The following is a 26628-nucleotide window of genomic DNA, read 5'->3' on the forward strand; positions in this document are numbered from 1 at the left end:
GCAGAGCCCTCCCGTCACCCCCATAAACAACCCAGCCCCTGCCCGACCGGAAACCCGGTCTGAGCAGGGGCTGTGGCGATTGGGTTATGCCGAGGGGGCGGAGGTCCCGGCTTCGGTGAGCCGGACCAGCACCCGCCGGGTCATATCCAGGTTGCAGGTAAAGAGGGTCATATCCCATTCCCCGGCGTCCAGGGCTGCGGGGTCATCAGCGTCAATCTCGGTGATCCCGGTGACCTGATAGCGGGTGACTGTGCCGTCCTCCCGGGTATAGGTCAGGAGAGTGCCTTCCTCCAGGCTGGCGAGCCGTCCGAAGTGATTGCGGTAGTTGTGACCGGCAATCACCTTGCGGCTGCCGTCGCTCTCCTGGCGGTACAGGCAGATACTCAGCCGGAGGTTTTCCTCGCTGTAATCTGCCAGCACCGGGAGTTCCAGTCCCAGATCGGGAATGGACAGAATCCCATCAATGGCATAGCCAGCCAGGGGATCGGGGTTGAGGGGATCATCATCGGGCTGGGGATTTTCCCCGTCCAGACGCTGCTGGGCCAGAGCCAGCAGATGGGCGGAATTCTGTTCTGCCTGACACTGCTCCCACAGGTTGCCGAGGGTAAGGCCCAGGGCAGCCAGCAGCAGACAGCTTCCCAGGATCACACAGATCCGTTTCCAGAGGGGATTATTCCGGCTGAGAGGGTTCATGGTCCTTCCTCCTTCGGAGCAGGCCCAGGCTGAGCAGGATCACACCGCCGGCACTGAGAAGACCCACTGTACGCCAGTCCTGACCGGTATAGGGAAGTTCCGGATCAGGGGACGGAGTCGGATGGTCGTGCCTGGGATCGGGATCGGGATCGTGACCGCCGCCTCCACCGCCGCCCCGGTAGTTTTCAAAGGAGGCGGAGATGGTGCTGCCGGGCAGGACTGTGCCGGAAGCTCCGGTGGAAGATACCTGATAGCCGGTGTTGTCGCTCTCGGTGAACTGATAGGCGGCATTGCCGGGCAGTTCGCTGATGGTGATGCTCTCATTGTGACGCAGGGTGAAGGTTTCGCCGCTGCGGATCACACCGGTTTCCGGGGTGCCGTCCTGCCGTGTGATGGTATAGGGATAGGCATCTGCCGGTGCGGTGGAGGGCAGACCGCTTGTCAGGGTAAAGGTGAAGGTAAAGGCCTTGGAGGTATCACCCCGGCTGCCGCTTACCTTCTTGGTGAGGGTCACAGCGCCGTCTGCCACATTGGTGAACTGGTAAACCGGTTCCTCATTGCTTTCGGGGGTGCCGGTGACAGCCTCTCCATAGTAAACCCGGTAGCCAAGCGGCATCGACTGGCTCTCCTCCCGGACGCTGTACCGGATCAGAGCGCCATTGGAATCGTATTTGGCAAGGCCGTCAAAGCTGCCCTTCCAGTCATTTGCTGCGGTGAGGGTCAGGGTCCGGGCGGGATCAGGACTGCCGTTGACGCACAGTTCCACAATGATCTCATCCGGGCGCAGGCCAAGGGCATTGTCGTTATCCTGCCAGAGCTTTTCCACCTGCAGGTCCACCGTGCCGGTGAGGGTGTTGGTGAGATTCATGCCGTTCTGGGTGGCTGTGTACTGATCTCCGCCCGCCGGACCGGTGGTTTGGATCTCCTCCACACGGTAGGTATACGTTTCACCCTGGGCATTGGCCTGGGGCAGGTGGGTGTAGGTGTAGGTCCAGGTATTGCCGCTCTTTACCCAGGTGGGCTGGAGCGGCTTGCCGTCCGCACCGTTGACAACCTCCTCAGTGCCGGTTCCGGCCTTGCGGTACAGGGCCAGGGTAATGCCATCCGGACGGGTGTCGTAGTCATCGCTGTTGTCCTTCCAGGTCTTGGTGCCGGTGATGTCGCTGTATTCCACATTCACCAGGGTGGTCTTGTAGCTGCCGGTGGTTGTGGTATCAAAGCTGAACCGGAAGTGATACTCCTTGCTGCCGATGGTCACCAGATAACAGCCATCCGCCGCCTTCACAAGGTCCTTGCCGGCGATCTGGATCTCCTTGGCATAGTAGTAGATCGGATCGCCGTCCGCTGTGTAGAGGGGCAGGTTGGTGAAGCTGCCCGTCCAGTTGGCGGAAGCAGGGTTAGGATTCCGCAGGATCAGGGTCTTGCCCTCGACCTTCAGACGGTCGGCGGTGTTGCCCTTCTCCGCATCCTCCGGGTTGGTGGAGGAGTAGAGCTGCACGGTGATGCTTGCGGGCAGCGAAGTGGCGGCCAGCGAGGTGCCCCACTTCTTCTCCACCGTCAGGCTGGTGCTCTTCACATTGGTGAAGGTCGCTTCTGGATTGTCCGCGGTGACCTCCTGCCAGGTGGGACTGCCGTCCACAGTCTGGTAGCCGCCGGGGACAGTCTCGGCGATGCGGTAGCGGGTGTTCCTGTCATTGCCGGTCACACTGCCGGGCATCACGGTGGGCACCTTCTCCCAGACAGCGGTCCAGACAGCGCTGCCAGCCGGGGTATTCTCATAGTAGGGATCGGTGAGTTTCGGGCCAGCTGTGCCGTCCAGTTCCACCGTTGCCGGGGTCGGGAAGCTCGCCCAGACCTCCTTGCCGTCGGCACCGATCTCCTTCAGGTACTGGAGTTCCAGGGTCAGGGAGTCGGCAGGAGTGCCGTGCCAGGTCTTCTGGGCGGTGAACTGCAGCAAAGAACCATAGGTGTTCTTTGCCACCAGCGTGCCGTTATCAGCGGTATAGTTGGCGGTGTAGTTGTGGTGGAAGGTTCCGTTTTCGTCCGCAATGGCGTCTTCCGCCTCTTCCACGGTGATCTCATTCACCTCGCTGTACCACCGGGTGTTGTCCTCCGCATCGGGCTGCAGCTCCCGGACACGGTAGGTGAACTCATTGCCCTCCAGGTCATGGGTGGGCAGGCCGCTCAGCGTGGCGTTGGCGGTGCTTACGTCCTGCTCATTGACGCCGTAGACATGCAGAATCACCGGATGATCGATAGTTATCGGTTTCTGGGTGTCGGGGTCCTTGACCGTTTCGTATGTGGTGAGGGTCTTCCAGTTGGCATCATCGGTGCTGTACTGCACCAGCAGGCTCACTTCCCAGTTGTAGTCATCACGTCCGGTGGTCGGGCGTGTGCCATAGGCGTTGTCCTGATCGCCGTCCCATTCCTTCCGTACGGTGATGCTGGTTGTGTTCAGGTAGTTCTGGATGGTGAAGATACTGCTGGTATAGGCTTCCGCCTTCGGGCTGAAGGGCGAAGTACCGGCGCCGTTCCAGGTGAAGCGGTACTGCCAGCTGTCCTTGCTGTCGTTTTCCACCGAAACAGTGATCTGACTGCCGCCGTCCCAGCTGATTCCGGTTTCCACAACACGGTAGCTCAGCTGGGTGGTGCCGCCCTGTCTATCGCTGATGAACCGGGGCAGACCGGTGAAGGAGTGGTTCTTGCCCCAGACGGTGCTGTCGTTGATCCGACCGGTGAGCTCGGGTGTGAAGTCATAGCTGCCGAAGAGCTTGGTGTAATTCTCCGAATCGAGGGCATGCTGGAAGAAGGTATCTCCGTTCTCCCACTGAGAGGCGGTGTCGTTCCACACCTGCAGCTGGAAGGTGACGGTGATTTCGGTGCCCAGGTAGTCCTCGGTGACGGCGGTGCTGTCCGAATTCAGCCACTGCTTCCGGTAGTAGACCGTCTGCGTGATGGAGTTGGTGAGGTCGCCCGCAGTGAGAACGCCGTCCACAGGATCACCGGTGGTCCAGGTTTCGCCGCCGCTGGCGGATTCGTATCCGGACGGCTCTTCCTCTACGATTCTATAGATCCAGGGCATGCCGTTGGGAGCGTACCGCTCCAGTTCGCCATCTTCCGTGCCGGTGATGGTGTAGTGCCAGGTATCGTCGTCGTCATCTTCCACTTCCACAGCGATGTTATACAGGCTGGAATCCACCGTCTGCGGCAGGATTGCGTTGTCCTGGCCTTCCTGCGCATGGGCCTGGCGCTGAACCGTGAGGGTCAGTTCATCGGGCCGTGTGCGGAAGGCGTCGCCGAAGTCGTCCCATACCTTGTCAAACTCGAGGGTGACCGTCTCACGGGTGTCGTCCGGCTTGTTGTAGAAGGAGGCTGCCACTGCCGCATTGTCGCCGCTCTCATTGAGTGTGATATCGTCCGGATTGACTGCAATGCCATTTTCCGCATTATAGTCGGTGGTAATCTGGGTGATATCGATATCTCCCGGCTCAGCGGTGATCTCATAGCCGCCCAGCCAGCCGTCAGTGACTTCCCGGATGCGGTACTCCCACCGGGAGCCGTTGGGGGCATAGTAGTCCAGGTTCTTGAAGGTGAGTACATTTTCCAGGGGGGCAGTCTTGTCCTGGGCCGCTTTGGAGGCTTCCTGGACTTCGGCGGAGGTCCAGGTCACCGTCTGCACTTCCTCCTCCCAGTCGGAGGGAGAGCCGTTATTCCTGGTGTAGCGCCGGTCGAGTGTGAACTGCACTGCCGGATAGGCGGTGGGGTCGCCGTTCTCATCGGTGGGCAGCTGCAGGAACTTCTTCACCGACAGGGCCCCCTGGATGCTCCGGTAGCCGTTTTCCACCAGGTAGGTGTTGATCACCGGGTCGAGGTAGACCAGCTTGGAATCGGTCTTGGAGCCGGTGCGGTTTTCCAGGGTGATGGCAGTTTCCTTGAGGGTATAGGTGTACCGCTCGCCGTCCGCATTGTACTTGGGCAGGGGCTGGGCGTTGTCATTTCCGGGGGCCGGCTCGATCTTCAGCGAGCCGTCGTCCGCCACGGTCACCACATTGGCGCCGGTATAGGCGATGCCGAAGTGGAAGGCGCCGTCCTCCACCGGGAGATTCCAGCTCCGGATGGTGAGGGTGGCAATGTCCTTGGTTTCGGTGCCCAGGGTCTGCTGGAGGGTAAAGGTGACCTCCGGCAGATCCGCAGCGGGATAGCTGGCGGGCATGGTTTTCCACAGCTTCTGACCCAGGACGGTCACATTGGCGGAGGCGGTGTTGGTAAAGGTGCCGTCCTCCAGCAGGGCATAGCGGCCGGCGTCGGACTGGCCGTCGGGGATCAGCACCGCCACAGGGGTGCCGTCCTCATCGGTGGGGATGGGGCCGGGGTCGATGGCGGACTGCGTGCCGACCTCGGTGAGGACGCCCTCCAGCGTATAGGAGATGGCGGTATCCAGATAGTCGAAGTCAGCGGCGTTCACATGGGTATTCTCCACCGCGTAGTAGTAGATCTCATAGCCCAGGCTGTCATACTTGGGCAGGCTGGAGAATACAGCATGCCAGTGGTAGATGGGGCTGAGCAGCTGATCGCCGTTCCCTACATCGTCCTCGAGGTAGGTCCAGTGATAGTTGGCCTGATAGAGGGATACCTGTGTGGTGGGTTTGCCCTGATTGTCCCGCACATGGGTCACCTGGTAGATGTCCAGATAAATATCGGGGCGCAGGCCGTTTTCATAGTTATAGGTATCCTTCCACTGCTTGTGCCAGAGCACCGACTTGGTGCCGGAGAGCCGGTTGGTGACCGTCATGGTCTGGCTGTCGCTGTCATGGAGTTCGCCCACCAGGTACTTTTCATCGGAATAGCCGGTGGAATAGGACCGGATCAGCGCATAGGCATCGGGGAATTTCTGGGCGAGCTCGGTACGGCTGAGTTCCCTGCCGCTGCCGTCCACCCAGACTTCCACGGCGGTGTAGTGGACTACCTGACCGCTGCGGTCATATTTGGGCAGGTTGTGGAAGTAGTACTCCGTAGTGCTGTCCTTCAGGCTGACAACCTGCACCGACGAAACCCGATTGCCGTTCTGGTCGAGGATGGCGACCTGGTTGTCCGGGTTGCCGACGGTGATGGTGTCAGGTGTGTCCGGGCCGTTCCGGGTGATCGCATAGTAATCCTCTCCCCCGACCAGATCCAGACGGATGGCCAGGTAGAGCTGGTCGGCGGGGTCGGCGTTGTCCTGGGTCTTTTCCAGCTCGGCGAGGAGCTCTTCCCGCACACCGCCTCCGCCGTCCAGCCACTGCTTGGTGACGGTGAGGTCGATGTTGCCCAGACGCCGGTTGGTGACGGTAAGGAACTCGGTGCCGGCGATGGTATCCCGGGAATAGGTGGCCTCATACCGGTGGTACTCGGTTTCATACTGAATGGCGGTGTATTCGTCATCCGGGGCGTACTTGTCATATTCATCCGGCTGTGCGGGATTGTCATAGTTGGCAGAGCCGACATCCATGTAGTAGGTGGTCAGGGGAACCCTGTTGGTCCCCACATTGGTTTCGAGGATATAGACCTCATCGGCTGTATAGCTGCCGATGCCGATATAGTCATACCAGACGCCGTCCCGCAGGGTAACCGAGGAGATTTCCTTGTTATTCTCCTTGGCATAGGCCTGGATGGTCACCGGCAGACGGTGGGTGGTATCACTGTCGTCGATCCACACCTTGCGCACCATGATGCGGTTGCCGGCGCCTCTGGGTACATTGATGACCCGGGTCTGGTAGCCGCCGTCCTCGGTGCGTTCGGTTTCATAGATGGGGAAGCGGGAAACCCCGTCGCCCTCTTCCAGCAGGTAGTATTCATACTGGCGACCGGAGCTGTCGAATTCGGGCAGGTTCCTGACCTCTCCCTTCCAGGGTTCGGTCTCCTGGACGGTGATGCCCAGATCGGCATTCACCACCGTGGGAGCCGGGTCGGCAGCGCCGTCCAGTGTGATCTCCACATAGGGATCGGGGTCAAGGGGTTCGCCGGGCAGTCCCTGGAAGATCTGCAGGGTGACAGTCTCCCCGGCAGGAGCCTGCATGGGCTGTCCCTGTTCGTCCTGCCAGTCCTTGGCTACCAGGTAGTCCAGGGAGTTGTCCAGGGTATTGGTGATGAGGGTGCTGCTGCCGTCCTGCTGTACCGAGGAGGACTGATAGTTCACCGAGTAGCCGTTCTGCTGGAGGGTGAAGGTGCCGTCGTCCCGGAGGAGGTTTTCCTCGCTCTTCCCCTGGTAGACACCGCATTCCACCCAGCGGTATTCCAGTTCCCGGCCCAGCATGTCATACTGGGGCACCGACTGGCTGCTGATCTGGGTGAGCTGTTCGGAATAGAATTCGTCCATGGTCACAGTGGGCAGACGGGTATCTTCCCAGGGCTCATCGCTGTCCTTGGGACGGGACTGGAGTTTCAGTTCCACCCGGACATCTTCCAGTTCCGACTGGAAGGAAGCAGCGTCCCAGGTCTTGGTGACCCGGGTGGTGATATTGGCGTCAATGCAGTTGGAGAGGGTGCCGCCGTTATAGAGATAGGCGTTGCCCGCGGGGCGCTTGCCCTCGGTATCCTCCACAATGGAGCCGTTCACTTCAATCCGGTCCAGGAGGGTGTCGTCGTCCTGGACTTCACCGAAGACCTGCTTGTAGTGATTGGAATCGGCCCTGCTCTGGGTGACTTCCTTGACGCAGTAGATGTATTCATAGCCCTCGGGGTCATACTTGGGCAGGAGGCAGTCGTCCGCATGGTCGTCGCCGTCAAAGTCCACCCAGAAGATGATGTGCTGCCGGGCGATGCCGTCCTGATCCGGCTGGGGATTGGTGTTCACTTCCACCTCCACAAAGGTGCCGTCGGCGTTCCGGATGGGGGCGGCGGCGCCGAAATCAGCGCCCTTGCGGTACCGCCAGAGCTGGAAGGTGCCGTCGGGACGGGCGTCGATGGCCTCCTGGGTGCCGCTGTCCATCCAGACCTTGTAGGCCTCGAACTCGGTATTGCCGGTGAGGGTCAGGTTCAGGGTGCCGCCCGAATAGAGGGCGTCCTCAATGGAGCCGAAGTTGGGCACATTGGAGTTGTTATAGGTGATGGCGAGGTAATCCTCTCCCATATTCTCCAGCGGAAGACGCCCGGGGGTCGTACCGCCTTCCGACTCGGGAAGCTGATCCACCTTATAGGTGATGAGTGAGCCATCGAGATTGTATTTCCATACGCCGGCAACGGTCAGGGTCAGGTTGTCATTGTCCTCGGTGATCTGTACATAGCTTTCCATGGCCCGCAGGATGGAAATCTGTGTTTTCTGCTCATCGCCCACATTCCAGAAGGCGGTGAACCGGAAGTTATCCAGAATCTTGTTGCGGAAGGACTTTTTGGATTCCTCGGTCGAAGGTATGGTGCCGTCCCGGAGTACCATATTGAAGGTGAGATCCCGCTTGAGGACATAATACCAGCCGGGCTGGGATACCGAGTCAATGGTGTCGCCGTCAATCTCCTCCTGGGTGACCGGGCGGAGATAATAGCCGTCATTTTCCTGGGGCGTGACCTGCCATTCCACCGTGTAGTCGGTGGCGTCGCCGTAGATGTCGGTGACCCGGATCTCCGAGGGCAGACCCTTGGAGTTCCCCTCAAAGATATATTCCCAGCCGCCGGTGCTCAGGTCTTTGATGGTGGGCCGGGGCAGGGCATCCAGCCCCAGATCCCCCATATTCTCCTCGGTGAGCACCGTGAAGTCCCCGGAGGGAGTGCCGTCCTTCGGCGTGATGCGGAAGGCCAGCTGGGGCGCGGTAAAACTGCCGGTGCTGGGCCGGTTGTGCAGCTCATCGTTGTTGTCCACCCAGAAGATATTCTGGCGGTATTCGGCCTGCCATGCAGTGGGTTCGATGTCCTGCACGGTGGAGAGCCACAAAGAGGAACGGCTGGTCACTGTGGAGCCGCCGCTGGTGAGAGTGAGGGTGAGTTCCACCTCGCCGCCGGCCTCCGTCTGGGTGTCCGCGGGAGCCGCCAGCAGCAGATTGACTGCCGGACGCAGGGTGCGAAGCGCCGTTCCGGGTACTGTCAGGGTCAGATCCAGACTGTCCAGATCACTGCCGGAGCGTTCCAGAGTGAGGGTGAGTTCCCGTTCGCCCACACTGGTGCCGCCGATGGTGACCGAGCTGTCCAGACCGTCCAGCCGGAGGGCTTCGGTGCCGCCCAGGCTGAGGACACTCCCCTGCCATTCCGGCTCCCCTTCGATAAAGGCAAAGGGAGCGGGCAGAGTCAGGCAGAGTTCCAGGGTCTGGCTTTCCACCGTCCGGGCCGCAGGGGAACCGGGTTCCAGATGGACGGTAAAGACCAGATCGGACGGCTCTTCCGCCGACCATTCCAGATCCTCGCCGCTCTCTACCGCGGCGTCCCAGTCTGTGGCTTCGGCGGGCAGTGTCCCGGCGTCTGTACCGGAGCCTTCGCCCGTACCGGAGCCTTCGCCCGTACCGGAGCCTTCGCCGGAGCCGGAGCCTTCGCCGGAGCCGGAGCCTTCGCCGGAGCCGGAGCCTTCACCGGTACCGGAGCCTTCGCCCGTACCGGAGCCTTCGCCCGTACCGGAGCCTTCTCCGGAGCCCTCGCCGGTGCCGGAGCCTTCGCCTGTACCGGAGCCTTCTCCGGAGCCGGAGCCTTCGCCCGTACCAGAGCCTTCGCCCGTACCGGAGCCTTCGCCCGTACCGGAGCCATCGCTGGTGCCGGAGCCGGAGCCTTCTCCAGTGCCGGAGCCTTCGCTCGTACCGGAGCCTTCGCCCGTACCGGAGCCTTCGCCGGTACCGGAGCCTTCGCCGGTGCCGGAGCCTTCGCCGGTGTCGGTACCCTCGTTGAAGTCAGAGCCCTCGCCGGAATTTGTACCGGGGGGGTATTTACATCCGCGCTGATGAGGTTCGCCGCGGAATGGGTGGTCGGGGTTTGGAGTGCGTCCGCCTGGGACAGCAGACTGGCGCCCGGATCACCGACAGCCAGAACCAGGGCCAGGATCAATGCCAGGGCACGGCGCTGCCAGGTTCGCTGTTTCATGTTGAGGTCACACCTTTCATGGACAGCCGGAGGGACTGCGATACCCCGGCTGCAAGAATCACTGGAAGTTTCCCGGAAAAGTACAGAGTATAGGAAAATCCCCCCGGAACGGAGGGATTTTAAGCTGATTCACAAGATTCTTGTGTGTATATTCCGAGAAGTTAGCAAGAAAATAATAATTATAGTTTATAATTAAATGATACTATATTTGCAGTAAATCATCAATAAATTTTGTGCAAAATAACAAATATATGATGAAAGTGTGACCGGAATATAAAGTATTTTTATGAATTTCAGGTGAAGTCTGGGTTACATATAAAAGGAGGGAAACGGACTTCTGTTTCCGGGGGCAGAACCGGGAAAAGAGGGGCCGTCCATGGGAAATCCGGCAGAGGAACCGGGCGGGTCAGCCGGGCGGAGAGGGATCGATCCGGGGGCAGCGGCATAGGATAATCCGAAAGGAGGGTGTGACCCCTATGCCGAAACGTTCCCGGCGCAGGGTGACGCTGTTTTCCCGGTTCCGGCGGGAACTGCGGACCGCTGTCTGTTTTTCATGTTCCTGGTGCTGCTGGTGCAGTCTGCGGCGGTGATGTTCTCCCCGCCTCCCGAAGCCGGCGGGGAAATCGACATCATTGTGCGCACCTCATCGGCGTCCGTCTTCGGGTATCTGCTCAGCGGGGGACTGTCCGGCTCAGCTGCCGGTGAATCAGCCCTTGTAATCGGGAGCCTTGCCGATGGAGGCAATGATCTCCTTGACAGCTTCGATCATATTGTCGATATCCTGCTTGTTGTTGACCCAGGAGCAGGAGATCCGGAAGCCGCCCACATGGTCGGTGAAGCGCTGGGCGATGAAGATCTGACGGCTGTGCAGTTCCCGCAGAATGGCACGATCCTGTTCCACGTCCTGATAGAGCCGGGTGATGATGATACCGCCCCGACGGCCCGGGTCACGATGGGTGATGACAGTACCGCCGATTTCTTCCCAGCGGTCCATGCAGTACTCACCGATCTCCCAGACACGCTGCTGGATATTCTCGATGCCGATCTCATTGACCAGACCCAGGGATTCACCCAGGGCAATGGCGCCGGCATAGTTGCTGGTGCCGCCGATCTCATACTTGCGGGCGGTGTTGGGGAAGGTCCAGTCATAGACAGCCTGGGCGTCCACCTTTTCCCAGTAAGCACCCCAGCCGCCTTCGGGCACGGTGGTGTTCAGATAGCCGGCATAGCTCTGCTTGATCTTATCCAGGCTGTTCTTGTTCACATACAGCACACCGGTGCCATGATCGGGGAGAGCGACTGTATCCTGGGACAGCCATACAGCAGTACCGCCACGGTGGTGCTGCCCAGCCGGGTCCGGGCGGTACCGTCGGCACTGGTGCAGGAGCTGTTCCATGCCGACCCGGTGTTTGCGGACTGGCTGCTTCAGTACCAGGCCCGGAAGGTGCGTCTGCTGCTGGGGCAGAACATGACCCTGTCCTTTGACCGGGCCAGGCAGCGGGTAGCCAAGACCCTGCTCTATCTGTGCGGACAGTACGGGCGGCAGAAGGAGGACGGCATCTGGCTGACCAACCGGTTCACCTGCAGCGATGTGGCGGGGATCACCAATGTGAGCCGTGTGAGCGTGAACCTGATCTTCCGGGAGTGGGAGGAGGCGGGAATCCTCACCCGGGCGCACGGACGCTGCTGCATCCGGGACCCGGAGGAGCTGCGCCGCCTGGCGGAGCCGGATTGAGGGTCAGCCTCTCCCGGCCCGGCAGACCGGCATCATGCAAGGAACCGCCGGCAGGCATTTCCCACGAAACGGGAGGGCCCGCCGGTGGTTTTTTCTGCCGCTTCTGCAGGAGGGGACCGGCCGATCCGGAAAAAATCCGGCGGAATCCGGCTCTTAAGGGAGAAAAATGCAGTTTTGCTTGCGTAAAGCTGCAAGATTCGGTATCATATAGATAACAGGATTTCCATTTCCCGGGAAAGAACCGGATCAAAGGAGGCGTTTGTGAATGGAAGCGGTAAAAAATCTCAATGGTGAGATGTGGATTTTTGCGTTCCTGCTCATCGCCATTGTGGTGCTCCAGGCGTGCTGGTTCCTGCGCCTGGCGCTGAGGTACAACAAGAAGCATAACTACTTCACCAAGGAAGAAGTGGGCCATCTGCTCAAGATGGGTTCGGTTTCGGTACTGGGCCCGGCCTTCAGTGTGGTAGTTGTGGCAATTTCCCTCATTGCCATGGTGGGCAGTGGTCTTACCTTCATGCGGGTGGGCGTCATCGGCGCTGCCGGTTATGAGATGATGATCGCCACCACCGCGGCAGAGACCATCGGCGTCCAGTTCAATACACCCGAATTCAATGAGTCAGTCCTGGTGCTGTGCGGATTCGGTATGGCCTTTGCGTCCATTCCCTATTTCATCTCCACCCCCATCGAGCTGATGATCATGGATAAGGCTGCTGCCAAGGCCGGCGGCAAGGCAAAGGACAAACCCTCCTTTATCCCCTATCTGGGCAAGGCAGCCATGATGGGTCTGATGGGTTCCTTTGCGGTATCCTATCTGGCTTCGCCCATCAACTGGGTGGCCTTCCTCACGGCTGCCGCTGTGGTAATCCTCATTATCAAGCGGGTGGCAAAAACCGGGAAGAAGGGCCTCATGGACTGGTGTATTACCATTGCCATGCTCTGCGGCATGACAGTGGCCCAGATCGTTTCCATGCTCATCGCATAAGGAGGGAAGCAGTATGGAAAATATGGAAAACAAGATGCAGACCACAGAACTCTCTCCCCGGGAGGAATACCATCAGGAATTTCTGCCCCAGGTCCATAAGATCGGCGCCACAACCATGGCAATCGCGCTGATCCTCTCGCTGCTGCCCACCATTTACTTTGTCTTTATCAAGGGTATCGAAGTGCCGCTTTCCACCTTTATCAGCGTGATGATCGCCATCTTCACCTTTGCCATCGGCATGTGGCTGTCTGAACCCGCTGCCTTCTGGCCCGTGCTGGGTTCTGCCGGTACTTACTTTGCCTTCCTCGCCGGCAATGCCTCGAGCATGCGTCTGCCGGTGGCACTCACCGCCCGCAGCTCCATCGAGGGCGGCGATGACCTGGAAAATCCCCGTACCCATGTGGCGATGATCATTGCGCTGTTTGCCTCGGTAGTAGTCAACCTGGCAATTCTGCTCTCCATTGTCCTCATCGGCGACGGACTCATCTCCATTCTGCCGGCAAGCGTCCTGGCAGCGTTCAATTTTGTCATGCCCTGTCTGCTGGCAAACAATATCCTCATGCAGTCCAAGGGTCCGGACGGCACCATCATCAAGGGATTCCTCAAGGTGCTGCCCTATCTGCTCACCGGTGTGGCGGCCCAGCTGCTGGTGAAGAATGTCTTTACCTTCCTTTCCAATTATGGCATTCTGCTGGCAGTGGTGCTGTCGGTGCTGGTGGCCTATGGCTTCTACCGGCGGGATCTGGCTGCCCATGAAAAGCAGAACAGCTAAGCCTTGTTTCTCAGCCTTCCCTGCCGCTGCGGTCATGCGGCGGTGAGAACAAATATAGAATCAGTCATGCAAAGGAGAGATCAAACCATGCTCAATCAGGCAAGAATAGACGGACTGCTGAAGTATATGGATCAGATCGGTCTGAGCCAGATGCTGATCCGCAATCCGGTGCTGGTACGGTACTTTGTGGGGATTACACCCCGGGGCGCGGACCGTGCCACCATTCTGTATGTATCGAAGAAGAACGGCGTCAAGCTGATCCTCAATGAGCTGACCAACTATCCCAAGGAACTGGGAGTGGATCAGGAATTCCATGGGGATCAGGACAATGTGGCGGAAGTGATCTCCCGGTACACCATTCACGATGAACCCCTGGGCTTTGACGGGGAATATCCTGCCAAGTGGCTGCTGTCCCTCCGGGAATTCGGGGCAGCCAGTGACTATGTGCTGGGTGACCGGGCGCTCAATCTGCAGCGGGCGCACAAGGACGCTGAGGAGATGGAACTGCTCCGGGAAGCCAGCCGCATGAATGACCGGGTAATGGCCCGGGTGCGGGGCGTATTCCATGACGGCATCACCGAAAAGGAAGCTGCCGGCATCATCTCCAGGATGTTTGTGGAGGAAGGCGCTGATATGCCCGGCTGGGTGATCGTAGCCTTTGGCCCCAATGCCGCCAATGTGCATCATATCCCCGGCGATGCCCGCCTCAAGGAAGGAGACGCCATTCTCATTGATATGGGTTCGCCCCGGAAGGGCTATCATTCGGATATGACCCGTACCTTCTTCTGGAAGAGTGTCGGCGAAAAGCAGCGGGCTGTCTATGAGCTGGTGAAGAATGCCAACATCGCCGCTGAAAAGGCCATCCGTCCGGGCATGAAGTGCAGCGATGTGGATAAGGTTGCCCGGGATCTCATCACCGAGGGCGGCTATGGCCCGTACTTCACCCATCGTCTGGGCCACTACATCGGCGTGGATCTCCACGATCCCGGCGATATTGCCTGGTACAATCCCGATCCGGTGGAGCCCACCATGGCCTTCTCCTGTGAGCCGGGTGTCTACCTGCCGGGCGAGTTCGGCGTGCGGGTGGAGGATCTGGTCATCGTCACCGAGGACGGCTGCGAGATCCTCAACAGCGACAACAAGGAGCTGGAGATCCTCGGCCTGTAAACCAAATAAAAAAGCCGCCCCTGCAGGCGGCTTTTTTTATTTGGAGCCAAAGGACACCACTTCAAAGTGCGCGCTGCCCTCTGCCTTATCTCCGGTCACGGTGATGGTATAGGTTCCGCTTTCCTCGATCCCGATGGCGAAGTCGCAGGAGGCAACAATGCCGTCTCCGCTGTAAAGCGGTTCTTCGCCCTCTTTCTGGATCTGAACGGACAGTTCCCCGCCATCCACGGTAATGTCCGCACGGATCTGATCTCCCGCTTGGGCGGTCAGCTCCTGGGAATCGGTGGTGTTGAACATGGTGTAGTCCAGAAGAAACTGCTCATCGTTCCCTGTCCGGCTGCCGTTGAACGCAGGGGTACTGCCGCAGGCTGCCAGGGAAATGATGAGCAGCGCGGCGCCTGCCAGATATTTTGCGGTTTGCATTGGAATTCCTCTTTTTTACAATTTTTCATTTGCCGGAGCTTCTCCCGGCTGGGGTACAAGCTCGATGGCCTGCTTGCCGGTGAGATGCTCCACGGTGAGCACCAGTACCGTCACCGCTGCCAGTTCCTTCCGGATCTCCTCCTCCAGCTCGGTATCCCGGCCGGGGCTGTACTTCTCCCCCAGTGCCCGCAGTCCGGTGAGGATCTCTTCGGGGTCCTCCGCCACCCGGATGCGTCCGAAGGCAATGGCACTGCGGTAATGGGTGGTGAACTTCTCAGGGACGATCTTGTCCTGATCCACCACACAGAAGCTGGCCTTGGGACAGCGGGCAATGGCATCGATCTTGTGTCCGGTGCGGGCGGCATGGAAGTAGATCTTCCCCTCCCGGTAGGCATAGCTCATGGGCAGGGCATAGGGATAGCCCCCGTCTCCTGCCAGCGCCAGTACGCCGCAGGTTCCCCGCTCCAGGATCGCCCGGCTCTCGGACAGGCGCAGCTGCTGCCGGCTCCGGCGCATCTTCCGGAAGGCAAAGGGCGCCTCGGGCAGGATCTCCGCTCCGGTAAAGGCCGGGTCATCGGCTTCCAGCACAGTATAGCCATGCTTGATCGCCGGGAGAAGCTTGTCCACAAAGTCGGAGGTGGCAATGCGCACCAGCCGTCCGTCGGCATTGGGCGGGAAGCGTACAAACGGCCCGTCCAGCACGTCCCGGTCGATGAACAGTTCCAGTTTGCCCTCCATGTCATACATCAGTTCCATGGCGCCCACCGCTCCGGCATGGGTGTGCAGCAGATCTTCCAGCGCTGCCGCGTTCACCATCGAAAGCCGGGTGATGTTCCGGCTCTTTGCCAGGGCCTTGGCATCCAGGCGCTTTTCCCGGGGCAGCAGCAGGAACAGGGTCCGGGACCGGTTGCGGTTCTGGAAGATGAGGTTCTTGAGTCCCGGTACACCCAGGGCCTTGTCCACTTCTTCCGCCTCAGCGGTGGTCTCAGGCTGCCGGGAGAACTCCACCCATTCATAGGCGATTCCCAGCCGTTCCAGCAGTTCATAGCATTCCCGTTCCCGGTCACCGGTGAGGGCGGCGGGGCGTCCGGTCTGCCGTGCCGATACAGTAAATCCTTCGCTCATACAGATCTCCTCCTTGCCGGGACGGGAAAAAACGCCCGTCCCTCTCTGTAATCAGAATAGCACGGCAGCGGCCCGGGGTCAAGGAGGGTTCCGTTCCCCGGATATAAAAAACACCCGGCGGGGAATCCCGAATCCCGCCGGGTGCAAGGGAATATCAGAGGTTGTGAGGGTCGTCCGGGAAAGCCGCCCGGAACAGAGGGTCCTGTTCGGGGAAGTGGGTCACATAGCCCACCGGAATCCTGCCGCCGGTGGCTTCAATGACCTGCCGGGCTCCATCCGGACCAAAGGCGCCGCACAGTTCAATACAGCCGATCCCCTCTTCTGCCAGGGCTCTGGCTGCGGCACAGGCAGCGGGAAGGTCGGGCACACCGATCATCCGGGCGCTGCCGCCGCCAATGGAGGCGGTACGGTCCTGTTCCGGGGAGAAATCCCCGAGGATCAGAAAAGCAAAGGTCATGGAAAACACACTCCTGTCAGACTGAGGCTTACAGATTCTTCACAAAGAGAGCACGGATGGCGTTGAGTACTGCCAGGACCATGACGCCCACATCGGCGAAGATCGCCAGCCACATATTGGCAATGCCCAGAGCGCCCAGCAGCAGGCAGCCCAGCTTGACGCCGATGGCGAACCAGGTGTTCTGGTAGACGATGCGCAGGCATTTCCGGGAGATCTTGATGGCCTTGGCGATCTTGCGGGGGTCGTCGTCCATGAGGACCACATCAGCGGCCTCAATGGCGGCATCCGAGCCCATGGCGCCCATGGCGATGCCGATGTCCGCACGGGAGAGCACCGGAGCATCGTTGATGCCGTCGCCCACAAAGGCGAGCTTATCCCGGTCATTGGAACGCTCTGCCAGCAGTTCTTCCACCTTGGTGACCTTGTCCGCCGGGAGCAGTTCGCTGTAATACTCGTCGATTCCCAGTTCCTTTGCCACCTTTTCAGCTACCGAGCGATGGTCGCCGGTGAGCATGACCATCCGGCGCACACCGGCGCTCCGGAGCTGGGCAATGGCCTCGGCCGCACCGGGCTTGATGCGGTCGGCAATGAGAATCTGTCCGGCATAGACGCCGTCCACCGAGATGTGTACCACAGTACCGGGTTCATCGCTTTCCTGGAAAGCAACACCCAGCTGGTTCATCAGCTTGTCATTGCCCGCAGCCACCGATTTGCCGTCCACTTCAGCTACGACACCGGCGCCGCTGCGCTCCTCCACCTGACCCACACGGGAGCGGTCCAGTTCCTGTCCATAGGCCTTCTGGAGGCTCTTGCTGATGGGGTGGGAGGACGCGCTCTCTGCCAGGGCTGCCAGCTCCAGCAGGCGTCCTTCCTCAAAGCCCTCTGCCGGAGTGATGCGGGTCACTTCAAAGACGCCTTCGGTGAGGGTACCGGTCTTGTCAAAGACCAGGGTACGGGTCTGGGCGAGGGTTTCCAGGTAGTTGGAGCCCTTGACCAGCACACCCTGGTTGCTGGCGCCGCCGATGCCGGCGAAGAAGGAGAGCGGAATACTGATCACCAGCGCGCAGGGACAGCTGATAACCAGGAAGGTAAGGGCACGGTAGAACCAGTCAGCCCAGTCAGGGGTGAGCCCCATGAGGAACTGACGGGTCAGAGGCGGCAGCAGAGCCAGTGCCACGGCACTGTAACAGACTGCCGGGGTATAGACCTTGGCGAACTTGGAGATAAAGGCCTCCGACTTGGATTTGCGGGAGGAGGCATTCTCCACCAGGTCGAGGATCTTGGAAACGGTGGATTCGCCGAACTCCTTGGTGGTGCGGATCTTCAGCAGACCGGTGAGGTTGATGCAGCCGCTGATGATCTCGCCGCCTTCGGCCACTTCCCGGGGAACACTTTCGCCGGTGAGGGCAGCGGTGTTGAGGGTGGAACGGCCCTCTACGACAATGCCGTCGATGGGCACCTTTTCACCCGGCTGGACAATGATGATGGAGCCCACTTCCACTTCATCGGGGTCCACCTGTTCCAGCTGACCATCCACTTCGATGTTGGCATAGTCAGGACGGATGTCCATGAGTTCGCTGATGTTCTTGCGGCTCCGTCCCACGGCATAGCTCTGGAACAGTTCGCCGATCTGATAGAACAGCATAACGGCAATGGCTTCGGTATAGTCGCCGCTGTCGGTGAGGCCGATGACAATGGCACCCACGGTGGCAACAGCCATGAGGAAGTTCTCATCGAAGACCTGACGGTTCCAGATGCCCAGAACAGCCTTCCAGAGAATATCATAGCCCACGATGAAATAGGGCACCATGTAGAGGGCGAACCGGACAAGACCGGTGACCGGTACAAAGTGCAGCGCCACCATCAGCACGGCGGAAACAATGATCCGCCAGAGCATTTTTTTCTGCTTTTTGTTCATAGAGGAAATCCCTTCTTTGATCCGGTCGGAGCCGGGAGTTTTATAATTAAATAAATGCTTAATCGTTCATATATTACTGCTGCAAAAACACCCGGGCAATGCCGCAGGTGTTTTTTACCAGCAGTCGGAACCGGACGGACAAGCGTCCCGTGGGATCTTACAGGAAGATCTCGCAGTCGCTTTCCACCTTCTTGCAGTTCTTGAGAACCTCAGCCATGACGGCCTTGGGGTCCTGGCCCTCATCAAACTCCACAGCCATCTTCAGGGTCATGAAGTTCACAGTGGCGTCCTTGACGCCGGGGGTCTTGCGGGCGGCGTCCTCCATCTTGTTGGCGCAGTTGGCGCAGTCCACATCGATCTTATAGGTCTTTTTCATTGCTGTTTTCTCCTTTCCCGACAGAATTTCGGTTGTAAGATTAAATGCTTGTTTAATCTTTCATATCTATACTCTATGTCAAAGAGGGCCGGAAGTCAACGGGGGAACGGTGAATCGTTCCGTTTGGATTAAAAACAGTTCCGAATGGATTAAGCGAAAAAAGCCCAGACTCCGGATGCCCGCAAACCGCGTACAGATGCGATAAAATCGCCCTTGCGGGGAGCAGTTCTCTGGCGTCCCCGGAAAATTGGGTGGTATGCCTTTGTTTTTCGCCCTCGCCTGGCTTCGGGCGGAAAAAGAGAATAGTGAAGAGTGAATAGCGAATAGTTTTGGTGTGCCTGGCGGCACGGGGTCAGAAGAAATTTTCGTCCAACGGGTTTTGCTATGTGGGGGAAGAAAAACTTCCGCATGCCCTCCCAGCGGGCGGGGGACGCCAGGGAACCGCCCCACCGCAGGTGGCAAGGCCCCAGCGCCGCATTTTCCGCAGGTGGTTGACAGAGGGCGGGCGGGGATTTTACAATGGAGGAAACAAAGGCGAACAAAAGGAGAGTGGAGCCATGAAGCCGGAACAGACCGGACACGAACCCTGCGGCTGCGGCAGTGATCAGCTGCGGGAGAAACTCCCGTCCACCGGGGAGATCCAGTCGGTGGCGGATGCCATGCGGCAGCTGGGAGACAGCAGCCGGCTGCGGATCTTCTGGGTGCTGTGCCACTGTGAGGAATGCGTCATGGGGCTTTCGGCGCTGGTGGAGATGAGCAGTCCGGCGGTGAGCCATCATCTGCGGCTGCTCAAGAGTGCCGGACTGATCGTCAGCCGGCGGCAGGGCAAGGAGATGTACTACCGGGCAGCGGATACCGAAGCAGCCCGGGTGCTGCACCATACCATTGAACAGCTGGCAGCCCTCTCCTGTCCCGGAGAGGAGGAAGAGGCATGACCCTGTGGACCAAGGAGACAATCACCGGGGATCTCCGGAATCTGCCGGCAGGGGTACAGGAGATCCGTACCCCGGAGGGAGAACTCTGCCGGCTGCCGCTGCCTGAGAGCGGCGGACGGGGCCGGTCGGAGGAGATCCGGCTCTGTGACTGGGCGACCATGCGGCTGGAGTGGTATGAAGCCGAAGGATTTCATTCCCGGCATGGAGCCGAGCCGGGCTTTCTGGAGCTGAGCTTCTGTCTGAGCGGACGCATGGGCTGGCAGCTCCGGGACGGCAGCGGACTCTATCTCGGGCCGGGAGGGCTGGCCATCCGCCTGCGGGAGAGCTGCAGTGATTCCCGGCTCCAGTTCCCGCTGGGGTACTATGCGGGACTGGCCTTCTCGGTGGATACCCGGACACTGGATGCCCAGCTGCCTGTCCCCCTCGCACAGATGGGCGTCACTGGAGCGGGGCTGCTGGAGCGGTACTGTCCCGGCGGACGCAGCCTGGCTCTGGCGGCTCAGGCGGGAGTGGCGCCGCTGCTGGAACCGCTGGCTCGTCTGCCCCGGGAGGCCCGGCCTGCCTGGGGACTGCTGCGCATCCAGGAACTGCTGCTCCTGCTGGGGGCTCTGGAACAGCCCGAGCTGTCCTCTCCTGAGGGCTGGCCCCGGGATCAGCTGGCTGCGATCCAGGCAGTGCATGCCCGTCTGGTGGAGGATCTCTCCCGGCGGTATACCATTGAGGAGCTGTCCCGGGAGCACCTGCTCAATACCTCGGCGCTGAAAGCCGGGTTCAAGGCGGTGTACGGACAGCCGGTGGGCGCCTATATGCGGGAGCTGCGGATGCGGGAAGCCGCCCGTCTGCTCCGGGAGAGCGACCTGCCCATCGCCGGTGTGGCAGCCGCCGTGGGGTATGAGAACCAGGGCAAGTTCACCCGTGCCTTCAAGGAGGCCGTGGGACTGCTGCCCACCGAGTACCGCCGCCAGAACGGCCCCCTGCGGGGGAAGCAGTTCCCTGGCGTCCCCCGTCAGTAATGTAGAAATGCAAAACGCCCCTTCCAAATCCCGTGCCGCCAGGCACACCGAAACTCTTCGCTCTTCACTTTTCCCTATTCACTAAAAAACGCCGTCCCTGCAGTGAGCGAGGGCGGCGTTTTTTTATTGTTCTGAGGCAGAGGTTTCCGCTTCCTTGGCCTTTTCCGAGGCGAAGGTGCCGGTGAAGCTGTTCTCGGCGGTGATGACGCAGAGCCACAGGGGATTCTTCCGCTGGGCAGCTTCCTGCAGGGCATGCTTGAGTTCGGAGGTGCGGCTGTCCAGTTCCCGGGGCAGAACCAGATCGAAGATCACATTGGTATGGGTGGTGCCGGGCACCATGCGCAGGTCATGGATGGAGAGCCGGGGATCGAGCTTCTTTGCTTCGGCGGCAAAGAACTCCCGGGCCTCACCGGTTTCGGAATCATCGGTGACAATGGGGTCATAGTGGATCACCACATGCAGCCCCTCCTGCTCCAGGAAGTATTTCTCAATGCGGTCGATGGTGTCATGGCTTTCCAGCACATCGGCACCGGCAGCCATTTCGGCATGCAGACTGGCAAACTGCCGGCCCGGGCCATAGTCATGTACGATCATGTCATGGATGCCCAGTACACCGGGATAGGAAAGGGTCACATCGGCAATATGCCGTACCAGTTCGGGATCGGGGGTCTGTCCCAGCAGCGGGGCAATGGAATCCTTTACCAGACCCCAGCCGCTCCACAGGATAAAGGCAGCCACAGCCAGACCCATATAGCCATCCAGATTCCAGCCGAACTGCATCTGCAGCAGGGTGGCAATGAGGACAGCGCCGGTGCTGATGACATCGTTGCGGCTGTCAGCGGCGGTGGCTTCCAGGGTGGCGGAACGGATCAGCCGTCCCACATGGCGGTTGAAGGCCGCCATCCAGAACTTCACCAGAATGGAGGCCGCCAGGATCAGAATGGATACCATTCCGGTGGTGATGGGTTCCGGCGAGAGGATCTTCTGGATGCTGGTCTTTGCCAGTTCAGCGCCGATGAGCAGGATCATCACGCTCACAGCCAGTCCCGAGAGATATTCGGTGCGTCCGTGTCCATAGGGGTGTTCGTCATCGGCGGGACGGGCAGCCAGCCGGAATCCCAGCAGGGTGATGATGCTTGATGAGGCATCCGAGAGGTTGTTGACAGCGTCAGCGGAGATGGCAACGCTGCCGGTGAGCAGTCCTGCCAGGAATTTGCCGGCGGAGAGCAGAAGGTTGCAGCAGATGCCCACCAGACCGGCCAGATTGCCGCACCGGGCCCGGACCTGCGGGTCATTTACTTCGGGGTATCCTTTTACAAAACGCGAGAGCAGAAATTCAGTCATGCAGTAACACAGTCCTTTTTATCGAAATGGTTTCAGACAGGCTTGCGGGCCTTGACCAGCAGCATCATGGGACGGCGCATCTCATCCGCCATACCGGGCAGATCCAGCATGGACGGATCGGGCATAGCCTCTTCCACAGCCTCCAGTACAAAGCCGCACCGGATTAGACCCATCAGGATCTGGGTGAGGGTATGGTGCTGTTTTTTGACCTCCTGACCCAGGAAGAGAGTGGTGCGTTCCCCGGGATAATAGTAGTTGTCCACCGGCCAGCAGACCGGACGGCCCTCAGCGTCCCGGACCCAGTCCTCCCGTACACCGGCAGTAAAGACCGGGTGTTCGATATTGAACAGGAATACACCGCCGGCCCGGAGGGTGGAGAATACCTTCCGGTAGATGTCGTCCAGGTCGGCGAGGTAGTGCAGGGCCAGATTGGAAACCACCAGGTCATAGTATCCGGCGGGATAGCTGTATTCGGCAATGCCGCATACCTCATACCGGATGCGGGGGTCGGCATTGCGCGCCCGGGCTTCGGCGATCATCTTCTCACTGAGATCCAGTCCCAGGGCTTCCGCGGCGCCCTGTTCCACAGCGTATTTGCAGTGCCAGCCATAGCCGCAGCCCAGATCCAGTACCCGGCTGCCCTCCATGGCAGGGAACAGCGGCTGGAGCTGATGCCATTCCCCGGCAGCTTCCAGTCCGCCGGTGCTCCGGGCCATCCGGGAATAGGCGTCAAAAAATGCCTTGTCATCATAGATGTTGTTCATGGAAAAAATTCCTCCTTCTATGGATAAAAAAGGCGGTCAACTGCCATTTTATCACACCCGGTGCCGGCAGGCAACGGGGCAGAGGAAAGTTTTGGCTTCATCTGCAGTTTACACAGGGGACGAATCCCCGCAAAGCCGGGCCGGTATAATAAAACCGTACCGGAACAGCGGGAGGCAGTTCCTGCCGGCGGACGGCGGGAACCAAAACCCCCATGGCGCTTGCTGCCGCCTTGCCGCTGGAAGCAGCGGGCGCCTGAATGGAAAGGAGTGCCTGTCCATGCTTCCCTGTCAGAGCCGCTGTCCCCAGTATTATGAAGGCTGTCACAAGACCTGCGCCGCCTGGAAAAAGTACCGGGCTGCCAGTGCCGAGGATCACCGCCGCCGCCGTGCCTATCTTGACTATTACAGCCGGCTCTGTGCCGATGTGGAACGCCGGTGCTGGAAGGTGGACCCTCACTGGACTCTGCGGTAGCGGGCCCTGGATTCTGAACCGAGGTGGATTTTCTCATGGAACTTCTCCGGGCACTTTTCTGTGTGGGACTGGTCGCCGCCGGCTGGCGGGTCCTGGCGCCCCTCTGCCCCCGGCGCTGGCTCTGACCGGCTGTTTTCCCCCGAATAGAACCTGCTCCCTCTCCACGCCCGCAAGGGCGTTTTTTTCTGTTTGAATAGGTTGACAACTGTCTACCTTTCTGGTATGCTGATGTCAGGTAAACAACTGTCTACCATACGGAAGGAGGGAATGACGATGGCAAATATTCCGCTGTCGGACGGCGAATGGAAGCTGATGAACCAGCTCTGGGGCAAGTCCCCGGCGACCATTACCCAGCTCACCGAGCGGCTGGCGCCGGAGACGGGCTGGACCAAGCATACGATCATCACCATGCTCAGCCGTCTGGAGAAGAAGGGTGCGGTGGCTCACCGGGAAAACGGACGGGCCAAGGAATTCTGGCCGGTGCTGGATCAGGCGGATGCCTGCCGCCGGGAGACCCGGAGTTTTCTGGACCGGCTCTATGGCGGGAGCCTGGGGCTGATGGTGTCCACCCTGGTGGGGACAGAGGCCCTCACCCCGGACGATGTAGAGGAGCTGGAAGAACTGCTCCAGGGGGCAAAGGAGGCGAAACGCCATGATGAATCCCAGTGAACTGCTGCTCACCTCCTCGGTGCTGATCCTGGCGGTGCTGGCCCTGCGGCACTTCGGACGGGGACGGCTGAGCCGCCGGCTCTGCTATGGGCTGTGGCTGGTGGTGCTGCTCCGCTTGCTGGTGCCGGTGTCGCTGCCCTCGCCCACCAGTGTGCTGAATCTCCCGGCGGCCCAGTCGGCAGAGCGGTTCTTAGCCCAGCGGGTGGAGGTCATCACCCCCGATGGCGCCGCCTCTGCCCGACCGGAAACCGCTGAACCCGCCGCACCGGAGGAAACTGCCCCGGCGGCGGAGACCCTGCCGCAGTTTTCGCCCCTGGTTTTGATCTGGGCGGCGGGAGCGCTCGGTACCAGCGGGTGGTTTCTCTGGGTGAATGCCCGGTTTGCCCGGCAGCTCCGGCGCGCCCGGCGGGAACTCCCGGTTCCGGAGAGTCCGCTGCCGGTGTGGGTGGCGGAGGGGATTGGTTCCCCCTGCCTGTTCGGGCTGCTGCGTCCGGCGGTGTATCTCACCCCCGAGGCGGCGGCAGATCCGGTGCGCCGGCGGCATGTGCTCACCCATGAGCTCTGTCACTGGCGGCAGAAGGATCACATCTGGGCGGCAGCCCGGACCCTCTGCCTGATTCTCTACTGGTTCGATCCGCTGGTGTGGCTGGCGGCAGCGGCCTCCCGGGAGGACTGCGAGCTGGCCTGTGATGAGCGCACGGTGCGAACGCTGGGCGAAGAGGAAAACCTCGCCTATGGACAGACCCTGGTGGAACTGGTGCGCACCCGGCAGAATCCCGGGGAACTGGGCTCGCTGGCGACCACCATGTCGGTGGGACGCCGGGGCCTCAAGGAACGGGTACGGCTCATCATTGCCGCCCCGGTGACAAGGAAGTCGGCACTGGCAGGGCTGGTGCTGATGCTGGGCATTCTGGTGAGCTGTACCTTTACCGGCGGCATGAACCTCACCGGTACCGAGGCGCTGGAAGCCCTCACCGACAGCATTCAGTATGAGGACAGCAAGGTGTCCTTCACCATTCCCGAGGGGTATGCCCCGGCTTCCGACTGGGAGATCCGGGTCTATGGACGGGCTGCCATGGGCGACAGCTTCATGAGCGTTCATCTCTTTGAGGAGGAGAGCAGCGGTCATCTCTGGGAGGCGGGCAAGACCTATTCCATCGACCTTGCCGAAACCCAGTATGATGAGCTGTGGCTGGAGGCGACCCTCAAGGGCATCGACCAGGGGGTAGCCACCGATCTGCTGGAGGAAGCCGGCGGCGGCCCCACCGTGACAGCGCTGCCCGAGGGATACAAGCTGGTATCGGCAACCCTGCCCATGAGCCAGGCGGAGTATGCCCCGGCAGTGCCGGAATTTGAGCTGCGGCTGGCGGTTCCCGAGAGCTGGGAGGTGAGCACAGCCGGCACGGAGGACGGCCCCATCAACAACCTGGGCGCCGATCTGGTATTCCGGGACGGGGAGACCCTCATGGGCGTGCTGGGCTGCAGCGGGTACGAAGTCTACGACGGTGAGATCGCCCCGGAGGACGAGTACAAGAGCGTCTATTCCAGCCTGCGGCTTTCCAGTGCTGAGATCTGGGACCCCTACACCCCCATCCAGACCCTGGACTACGGTGAGACCGGACGCATGGAGGTGCAGTACAAGGACGCTGCCTGGGCGGAAGCCCATCCGGAGGTATCCAATGCCGGGGTGCCCTCCCTTGAGACCACCGGCCTGGTGAGCTTCAACCGGGAGCTGGGCGTGTATATTGCCCTGCGCTTCGAGCCGGGGGCGGAAATTTCCGATGATACCCTCGATACCATCGCCCGCACGGTGCGTCTCTCCCCGGCAGACGCCGACGAAGCTCAGTGGGACTATGGTCCCACCGGCAAGCGGTACCCGGGCAGTTTCTCCGACCGGTACGACTTTTCGGATACCGTGATCCTGGACGCCGATGGCAGCAATGTCACCGGGATTCTGCTGGATCTCTGGTACTGTGCCAGCGCCGCCTATGATGTGGACGACATGGTTCTGTTTCCATGGCAGGACACGACCACCTTTTCGGATGGCTCGGTGTATTATGACCTCCCCGACTATGACCGGGTGATCCGCAGCATCTTCACACCGGAGGCCATCGAAGCCTATGAGGCCAGCGATGTGGTGCGGATTCAGAAGACCGATGACGGCAGAGTCTGGCGGCTGGGCCCCTGGAAAACGGGCTATTCCTATGCCATGGCGCTGTCGGGGCTGCAGGCCGTGTCGGTGGAACCGGACCGCATGGTGATCCGGGCGGCCTATGAGACCATGGACGGCGGCATCGACCGGGACGAGGACCCCGCCTATGTACCCAGCTACCGCATCGTGGATTTCACCGTGGAAAAGACGGACGGCATCTGGTATGTGGCGGAGTATACCTATCCTGAGGAGGCATTCCGGCTTGAGCAGGAGGCTGCCGTTGCGGCGGTGGAAGCAGCGCTGGAGCGCCTGTATCCGGGAGCGTCGGTGGATACCATCGCCTATGAGAGCGACAGCACAGACGGCGTCGGTCAGACCATCCGGTTCCGGGTGGATTACTCGGTGGGGACTACCGGCTATCAGAATACCCTCTGGACAGCCACCTGTTCCGGTGAGGGCGAAGCCTGGCAGGTTGCCGAGACCCCGGCAGAGTGATCCTCCCCTTTCATTCCCTATTGCCGGAGAGCGGTACGGACTGTTCCTCCGCCCGCTTTCCCATAAAAACGCCCCGGAACTGCCACCCCCGGCAGCCCCGGGG

General features: G+C 60.4%; 20 protein-coding genes and 1 pseudogene. 9 read left to right on the forward strand and 12 right to left on the reverse strand.

The genetic code is table 11. The annotated features are described in order from the left end of the window. Window positions 1–84: 84 nt before the first annotated feature. From H9X81_RS04410 to H9X81_RS04425, 4 genes are all read right to left on the reverse strand, one after another. Entirely contained in the window at window positions 85–693 is a 609-nt protein-coding gene (locus H9X81_RS04410; RefSeq protein ID WP_204720134.1) for a sortase, read from the reverse strand. Continuing rightward, window positions 671–8977, reverse strand: coding sequence for a Cna B-type domain-containing protein (locus H9X81_RS04415; protein ID WP_204720136.1), 8307 nt, complete (start codon window positions 8975–8977; stop codon window positions 671–673). Before H9X81_RS04415 ends, H9X81_RS04410 begins: the two co-directional genes overlap by 23 nt. A gap of 92 nt (window positions 8978–9069) precedes the next feature. Then, complete coding sequence (locus H9X81_RS04420) at window positions 9070–9726, reverse strand: hypothetical protein (protein ID WP_204720139.1); 657 nt, start codon at window positions 9724–9726, stop codon at window positions 9070–9072. A gap of 706 nt (window positions 9727–10432) precedes the next feature. Then, window positions 10433–11122 (reverse strand): aminotransferase class V-fold PLP-dependent enzyme, encoded by a 690-nt coding sequence (locus H9X81_RS04425; protein WP_204720141.1) that lies wholly within the window; start codon window positions 11120–11122, stop codon window positions 10433–10435. Between H9X81_RS04425 and H9X81_RS04430 the strand changes: the two genes are divergently transcribed. The 4 genes from H9X81_RS04430 to H9X81_RS04445 all read left to right on the forward strand — a co-directional run bounded on the left by H9X81_RS04430 (window position 11009) and on the right by H9X81_RS04445 (window position 14382). Beyond that, on the forward strand, window positions 11009–11461 hold the full coding sequence (locus H9X81_RS04430) for a Crp/Fnr family transcriptional regulator (RefSeq protein ID WP_243424006.1): 453 nt from the start codon (window positions 11009–11011) through the stop codon (window positions 11459–11461). The genes H9X81_RS04425 and H9X81_RS04430 overlap by 114 nt on opposite strands. A gap of 265 nt (window positions 11462–11726) precedes the next feature. Beyond that, window positions 11727–12443 carry a DUF5058 family protein gene (locus H9X81_RS04435; protein WP_191392875.1) on the forward strand — a complete coding sequence of 239 codons (717 nt, stop codon included), beginning with the start codon at window positions 11727–11729 and terminating at the stop codon, window positions 12441–12443. Between the two features lie 13 nt (window positions 12444–12456). After that, window positions 12457–13215 carry a hypothetical protein gene (locus tag H9X81_RS04440; protein ID WP_204720145.1) on the forward strand — a complete coding sequence of 253 codons (759 nt, stop codon included), beginning with the start codon at window positions 12457–12459 and terminating at the stop codon, window positions 13213–13215. 87 nt (window positions 13216–13302) lie between these two features. Further along, the gene (locus H9X81_RS04445; protein WP_177504010.1) at window positions 13303–14382 is read left to right on the forward strand and encodes a M24 family metallopeptidase; all 1080 of its coding nucleotides are present in this window, start codon (window positions 13303–13305) and stop codon (window positions 14380–14382) included. 36 nt (window positions 14383–14418) lie between these two features. Here the strand turns inward: H9X81_RS04445 and H9X81_RS04450 are convergent, their stop codons facing one another. The 6 genes and pseudogenes from H9X81_RS04450 to H9X81_RS04470 form a co-directional block, all read right to left on the reverse strand. Next, a complete protein-coding gene (locus H9X81_RS04450) occupies window positions 14419–14805 on the reverse strand; it encodes a hypothetical protein (RefSeq protein ID WP_204720147.1) in 387 nt (128 codons plus the stop codon). A 15-nt stretch (window positions 14806–14820) separates the two neighbouring features. Next, a complete protein-coding gene (locus H9X81_RS12070) occupies window positions 14821–15321 on the reverse strand; it encodes a pyridoxamine 5'-phosphate oxidase family protein (protein WP_243424018.1) in 501 nt (166 codons plus the stop codon). Between the two features lie 117 nt (window positions 15322–15438). Beyond that, window positions 15439–15930, reverse strand: a pseudogene (locus H9X81_RS12075) (YbaK/EbsC family protein); the annotation flags it as partial. Between the two features lie 154 nt (window positions 15931–16084). Further along, a complete protein-coding gene (locus H9X81_RS04460) occupies window positions 16085–16387 on the reverse strand; it encodes a DUF6506 family protein (protein WP_204720151.1) in 303 nt (100 codons plus the stop codon). Window positions 16388–16415: 28 nt separating this feature from the next. Beyond that, window positions 16416–18305 (reverse strand): heavy metal translocating P-type ATPase, encoded by a 1890-nt coding sequence (locus H9X81_RS04465; protein WP_204720153.1) that lies wholly within the window; start codon window positions 18303–18305, stop codon window positions 16416–16418. Between the two features lie 157 nt (window positions 18306–18462). After that, window positions 18463–18681 carry a cation transporter gene (locus H9X81_RS04470; protein ID WP_204720155.1) on the reverse strand — a complete coding sequence of 73 codons (219 nt, stop codon included), beginning with the start codon at window positions 18679–18681 and terminating at the stop codon, window positions 18463–18465. A gap of 557 nt (window positions 18682–19238) precedes the next feature. Between H9X81_RS04470 and H9X81_RS04475 the strand changes: the two genes are divergently transcribed. Together H9X81_RS04475 and H9X81_RS04480 are read left to right on the forward strand one after the other, a co-directional pair. Beyond that, window positions 19239–19616 (forward strand): metalloregulator ArsR/SmtB family transcription factor, encoded by a 378-nt coding sequence (locus tag H9X81_RS04475; protein WP_191392881.1) that lies wholly within the window; start codon window positions 19239–19241, stop codon window positions 19614–19616. Further along, window positions 19613–20629: a helix-turn-helix domain-containing protein gene (locus H9X81_RS04480; protein ID WP_204720157.1), complete on the forward strand. Its 1017-nt coding sequence runs from the start codon at window positions 19613–19615 to the stop codon at window positions 20627–20629. Before H9X81_RS04475 ends, H9X81_RS04480 begins: the two co-directional genes overlap by 4 nt. Window positions 20630–20752: 123 nt before the next feature. On the opposite strand, the gene H9X81_RS04485 is transcribed toward H9X81_RS04480, so the two are convergent. Beyond that, the gene (locus tag H9X81_RS04485; protein ID WP_204720159.1) at window positions 20753–21973 is read right to left on the reverse strand and encodes a cation diffusion facilitator family transporter; all 1221 of its coding nucleotides are present in this window, start codon (window positions 21971–21973) and stop codon (window positions 20753–20755) included. Between the two features lie 32 nt (window positions 21974–22005). Next, window positions 22006–22737 (reverse strand): class I SAM-dependent methyltransferase, encoded by a 732-nt coding sequence (locus H9X81_RS04490; protein ID WP_204720161.1) that lies wholly within the window; start codon window positions 22735–22737, stop codon window positions 22006–22008. 277 nt (window positions 22738–23014) lie between these two features. Here H9X81_RS04490 and H9X81_RS04495 point away from each other — a divergent pair, with 277 nt between their 5' ends. The 3 genes from H9X81_RS04495 to H9X81_RS04505 all read left to right on the forward strand — a co-directional run bounded on the left by H9X81_RS04495 (window position 23015) and on the right by H9X81_RS04505 (window position 26525). After that, window positions 23015–23209 (forward strand): hypothetical protein, encoded by a 195-nt coding sequence (locus tag H9X81_RS04495; protein ID WP_204720163.1) that lies wholly within the window; start codon window positions 23015–23017, stop codon window positions 23207–23209. Window positions 23210–23482: 273 nt separating this feature from the next. Continuing rightward, complete coding sequence (locus H9X81_RS04500) at window positions 23483–23878, forward strand: BlaI/MecI/CopY family transcriptional regulator (protein ID WP_204720165.1); 396 nt, start codon at window positions 23483–23485, stop codon at window positions 23876–23878. Then, window positions 23862–26525, forward strand: a complete 2664-nt coding sequence (locus tag H9X81_RS04505; protein ID WP_204720167.1) for a M56 family metallopeptidase — start codon at window positions 23862–23864, stop codon at window positions 26523–26525. The genes H9X81_RS04500 and H9X81_RS04505 overlap by 17 nt, the downstream gene beginning before the upstream one ends. The last annotated feature ends 103 nt before the right edge of the window (window positions 26526–26628 follow it).

The sequence above is a fragment of the Hydrogenoanaerobacterium saccharovorans genome, assembly GCF_016901815.1.
Taxonomy (GTDB): Bacteria; Bacillota; Clostridia; order Oscillospirales; family Ruminococcaceae; genus Avimicrobium; species Avimicrobium caecorum.

Bases quoted from the DNA above. Each gene is read 5' to 3' on its own strand.
- H9X81_RS04410 (WP_204720134.1), bottom strand. From the start codon at position 693: ATGAACCCTCTCAGCCGGAATAATCCCCTCTGGAAACGGATCTGTGTG.
- H9X81_RS04420 (WP_204720139.1), bottom strand. From the start codon at position 9,726: ATGAAACAGCGAACCTGGCAGCGCCGTGCCCTGGCATTGATCCTGGCC.
- H9X81_RS04430 (WP_243424006.1), top strand. From the start codon at position 11,009: ATGATCGGGGAGAGCGACTGTATCCTGGGACAGCCATACAGCAGTACC.
- H9X81_RS04425 (WP_204720141.1), bottom strand. From the start codon at position 11,122: ATGGAACAGCTCCTGCACCAGTGCCGACGGTACCGCCCGGACCCGGCT.
- H9X81_RS04435 (WP_191392875.1), top strand. From the start codon at position 11,727: ATGGAAGCGGTAAAAAATCTCAATGGTGAGATGTGGATTTTTGCGTTC.
- H9X81_RS04440 (WP_204720145.1), top strand. From the start codon at position 12,457: ATGGAAAATATGGAAAACAAGATGCAGACCACAGAACTCTCTCCCCGG.
- H9X81_RS04445 (WP_177504010.1), top strand. From the start codon at position 13,303: ATGCTCAATCAGGCAAGAATAGACGGACTGCTGAAGTATATGGATCAG.
- H9X81_RS04450 (WP_204720147.1), bottom strand. From the start codon at position 14,805: ATGCAAACCGCAAAATATCTGGCAGGCGCCGCGCTGCTCATCATTTCC.
- H9X81_RS12070 (WP_243424018.1), bottom strand. From the start codon at position 15,321: ATGCGCCGGAGCCGGCAGCAGCTGCGCCTGTCCGAGAGCCGGGCGATC.
- H9X81_RS04460 (WP_204720151.1), bottom strand. From the start codon at position 16,387: ATGACCTTTGCTTTTCTGATCCTCGGGGATTTCTCCCCGGAACAGGAC.
- H9X81_RS04465 (WP_204720153.1), bottom strand. From the start codon at position 18,305: ATGAACAAAAAGCAGAAAAAAATGCTCTGGCGGATCATTGTTTCCGCC.
- H9X81_RS04470 (WP_204720155.1), bottom strand. From the start codon at position 18,681: ATGAAAAAGACCTATAAGATCGATGTGGACTGCGCCAACTGCGCCAAC.
- H9X81_RS04475 (WP_191392881.1), top strand. From the start codon at position 19,239: ATGAAGCCGGAACAGACCGGACACGAACCCTGCGGCTGCGGCAGTGAT.
- H9X81_RS04480 (WP_204720157.1), top strand. From the start codon at position 19,613: ATGACCCTGTGGACCAAGGAGACAATCACCGGGGATCTCCGGAATCTG.
- H9X81_RS04485 (WP_204720159.1), bottom strand. From the start codon at position 21,973: ATGACTGAATTTCTGCTCTCGCGTTTTGTAAAAGGATACCCCGAAGTA.
- H9X81_RS04490 (WP_204720161.1), bottom strand. From the start codon at position 22,737: ATGAACAACATCTATGATGACAAGGCATTTTTTGACGCCTATTCCCGG.
- H9X81_RS04495 (WP_204720163.1), top strand. From the start codon at position 23,015: ATGCTTCCCTGTCAGAGCCGCTGTCCCCAGTATTATGAAGGCTGTCAC.
- H9X81_RS04500 (WP_204720165.1), top strand. From the start codon at position 23,483: ATGGCAAATATTCCGCTGTCGGACGGCGAATGGAAGCTGATGAACCAG.
- H9X81_RS04505 (WP_204720167.1), top strand. From the start codon at position 23,862: ATGATGAATCCCAGTGAACTGCTGCTCACCTCCTCGGTGCTGATCCTG.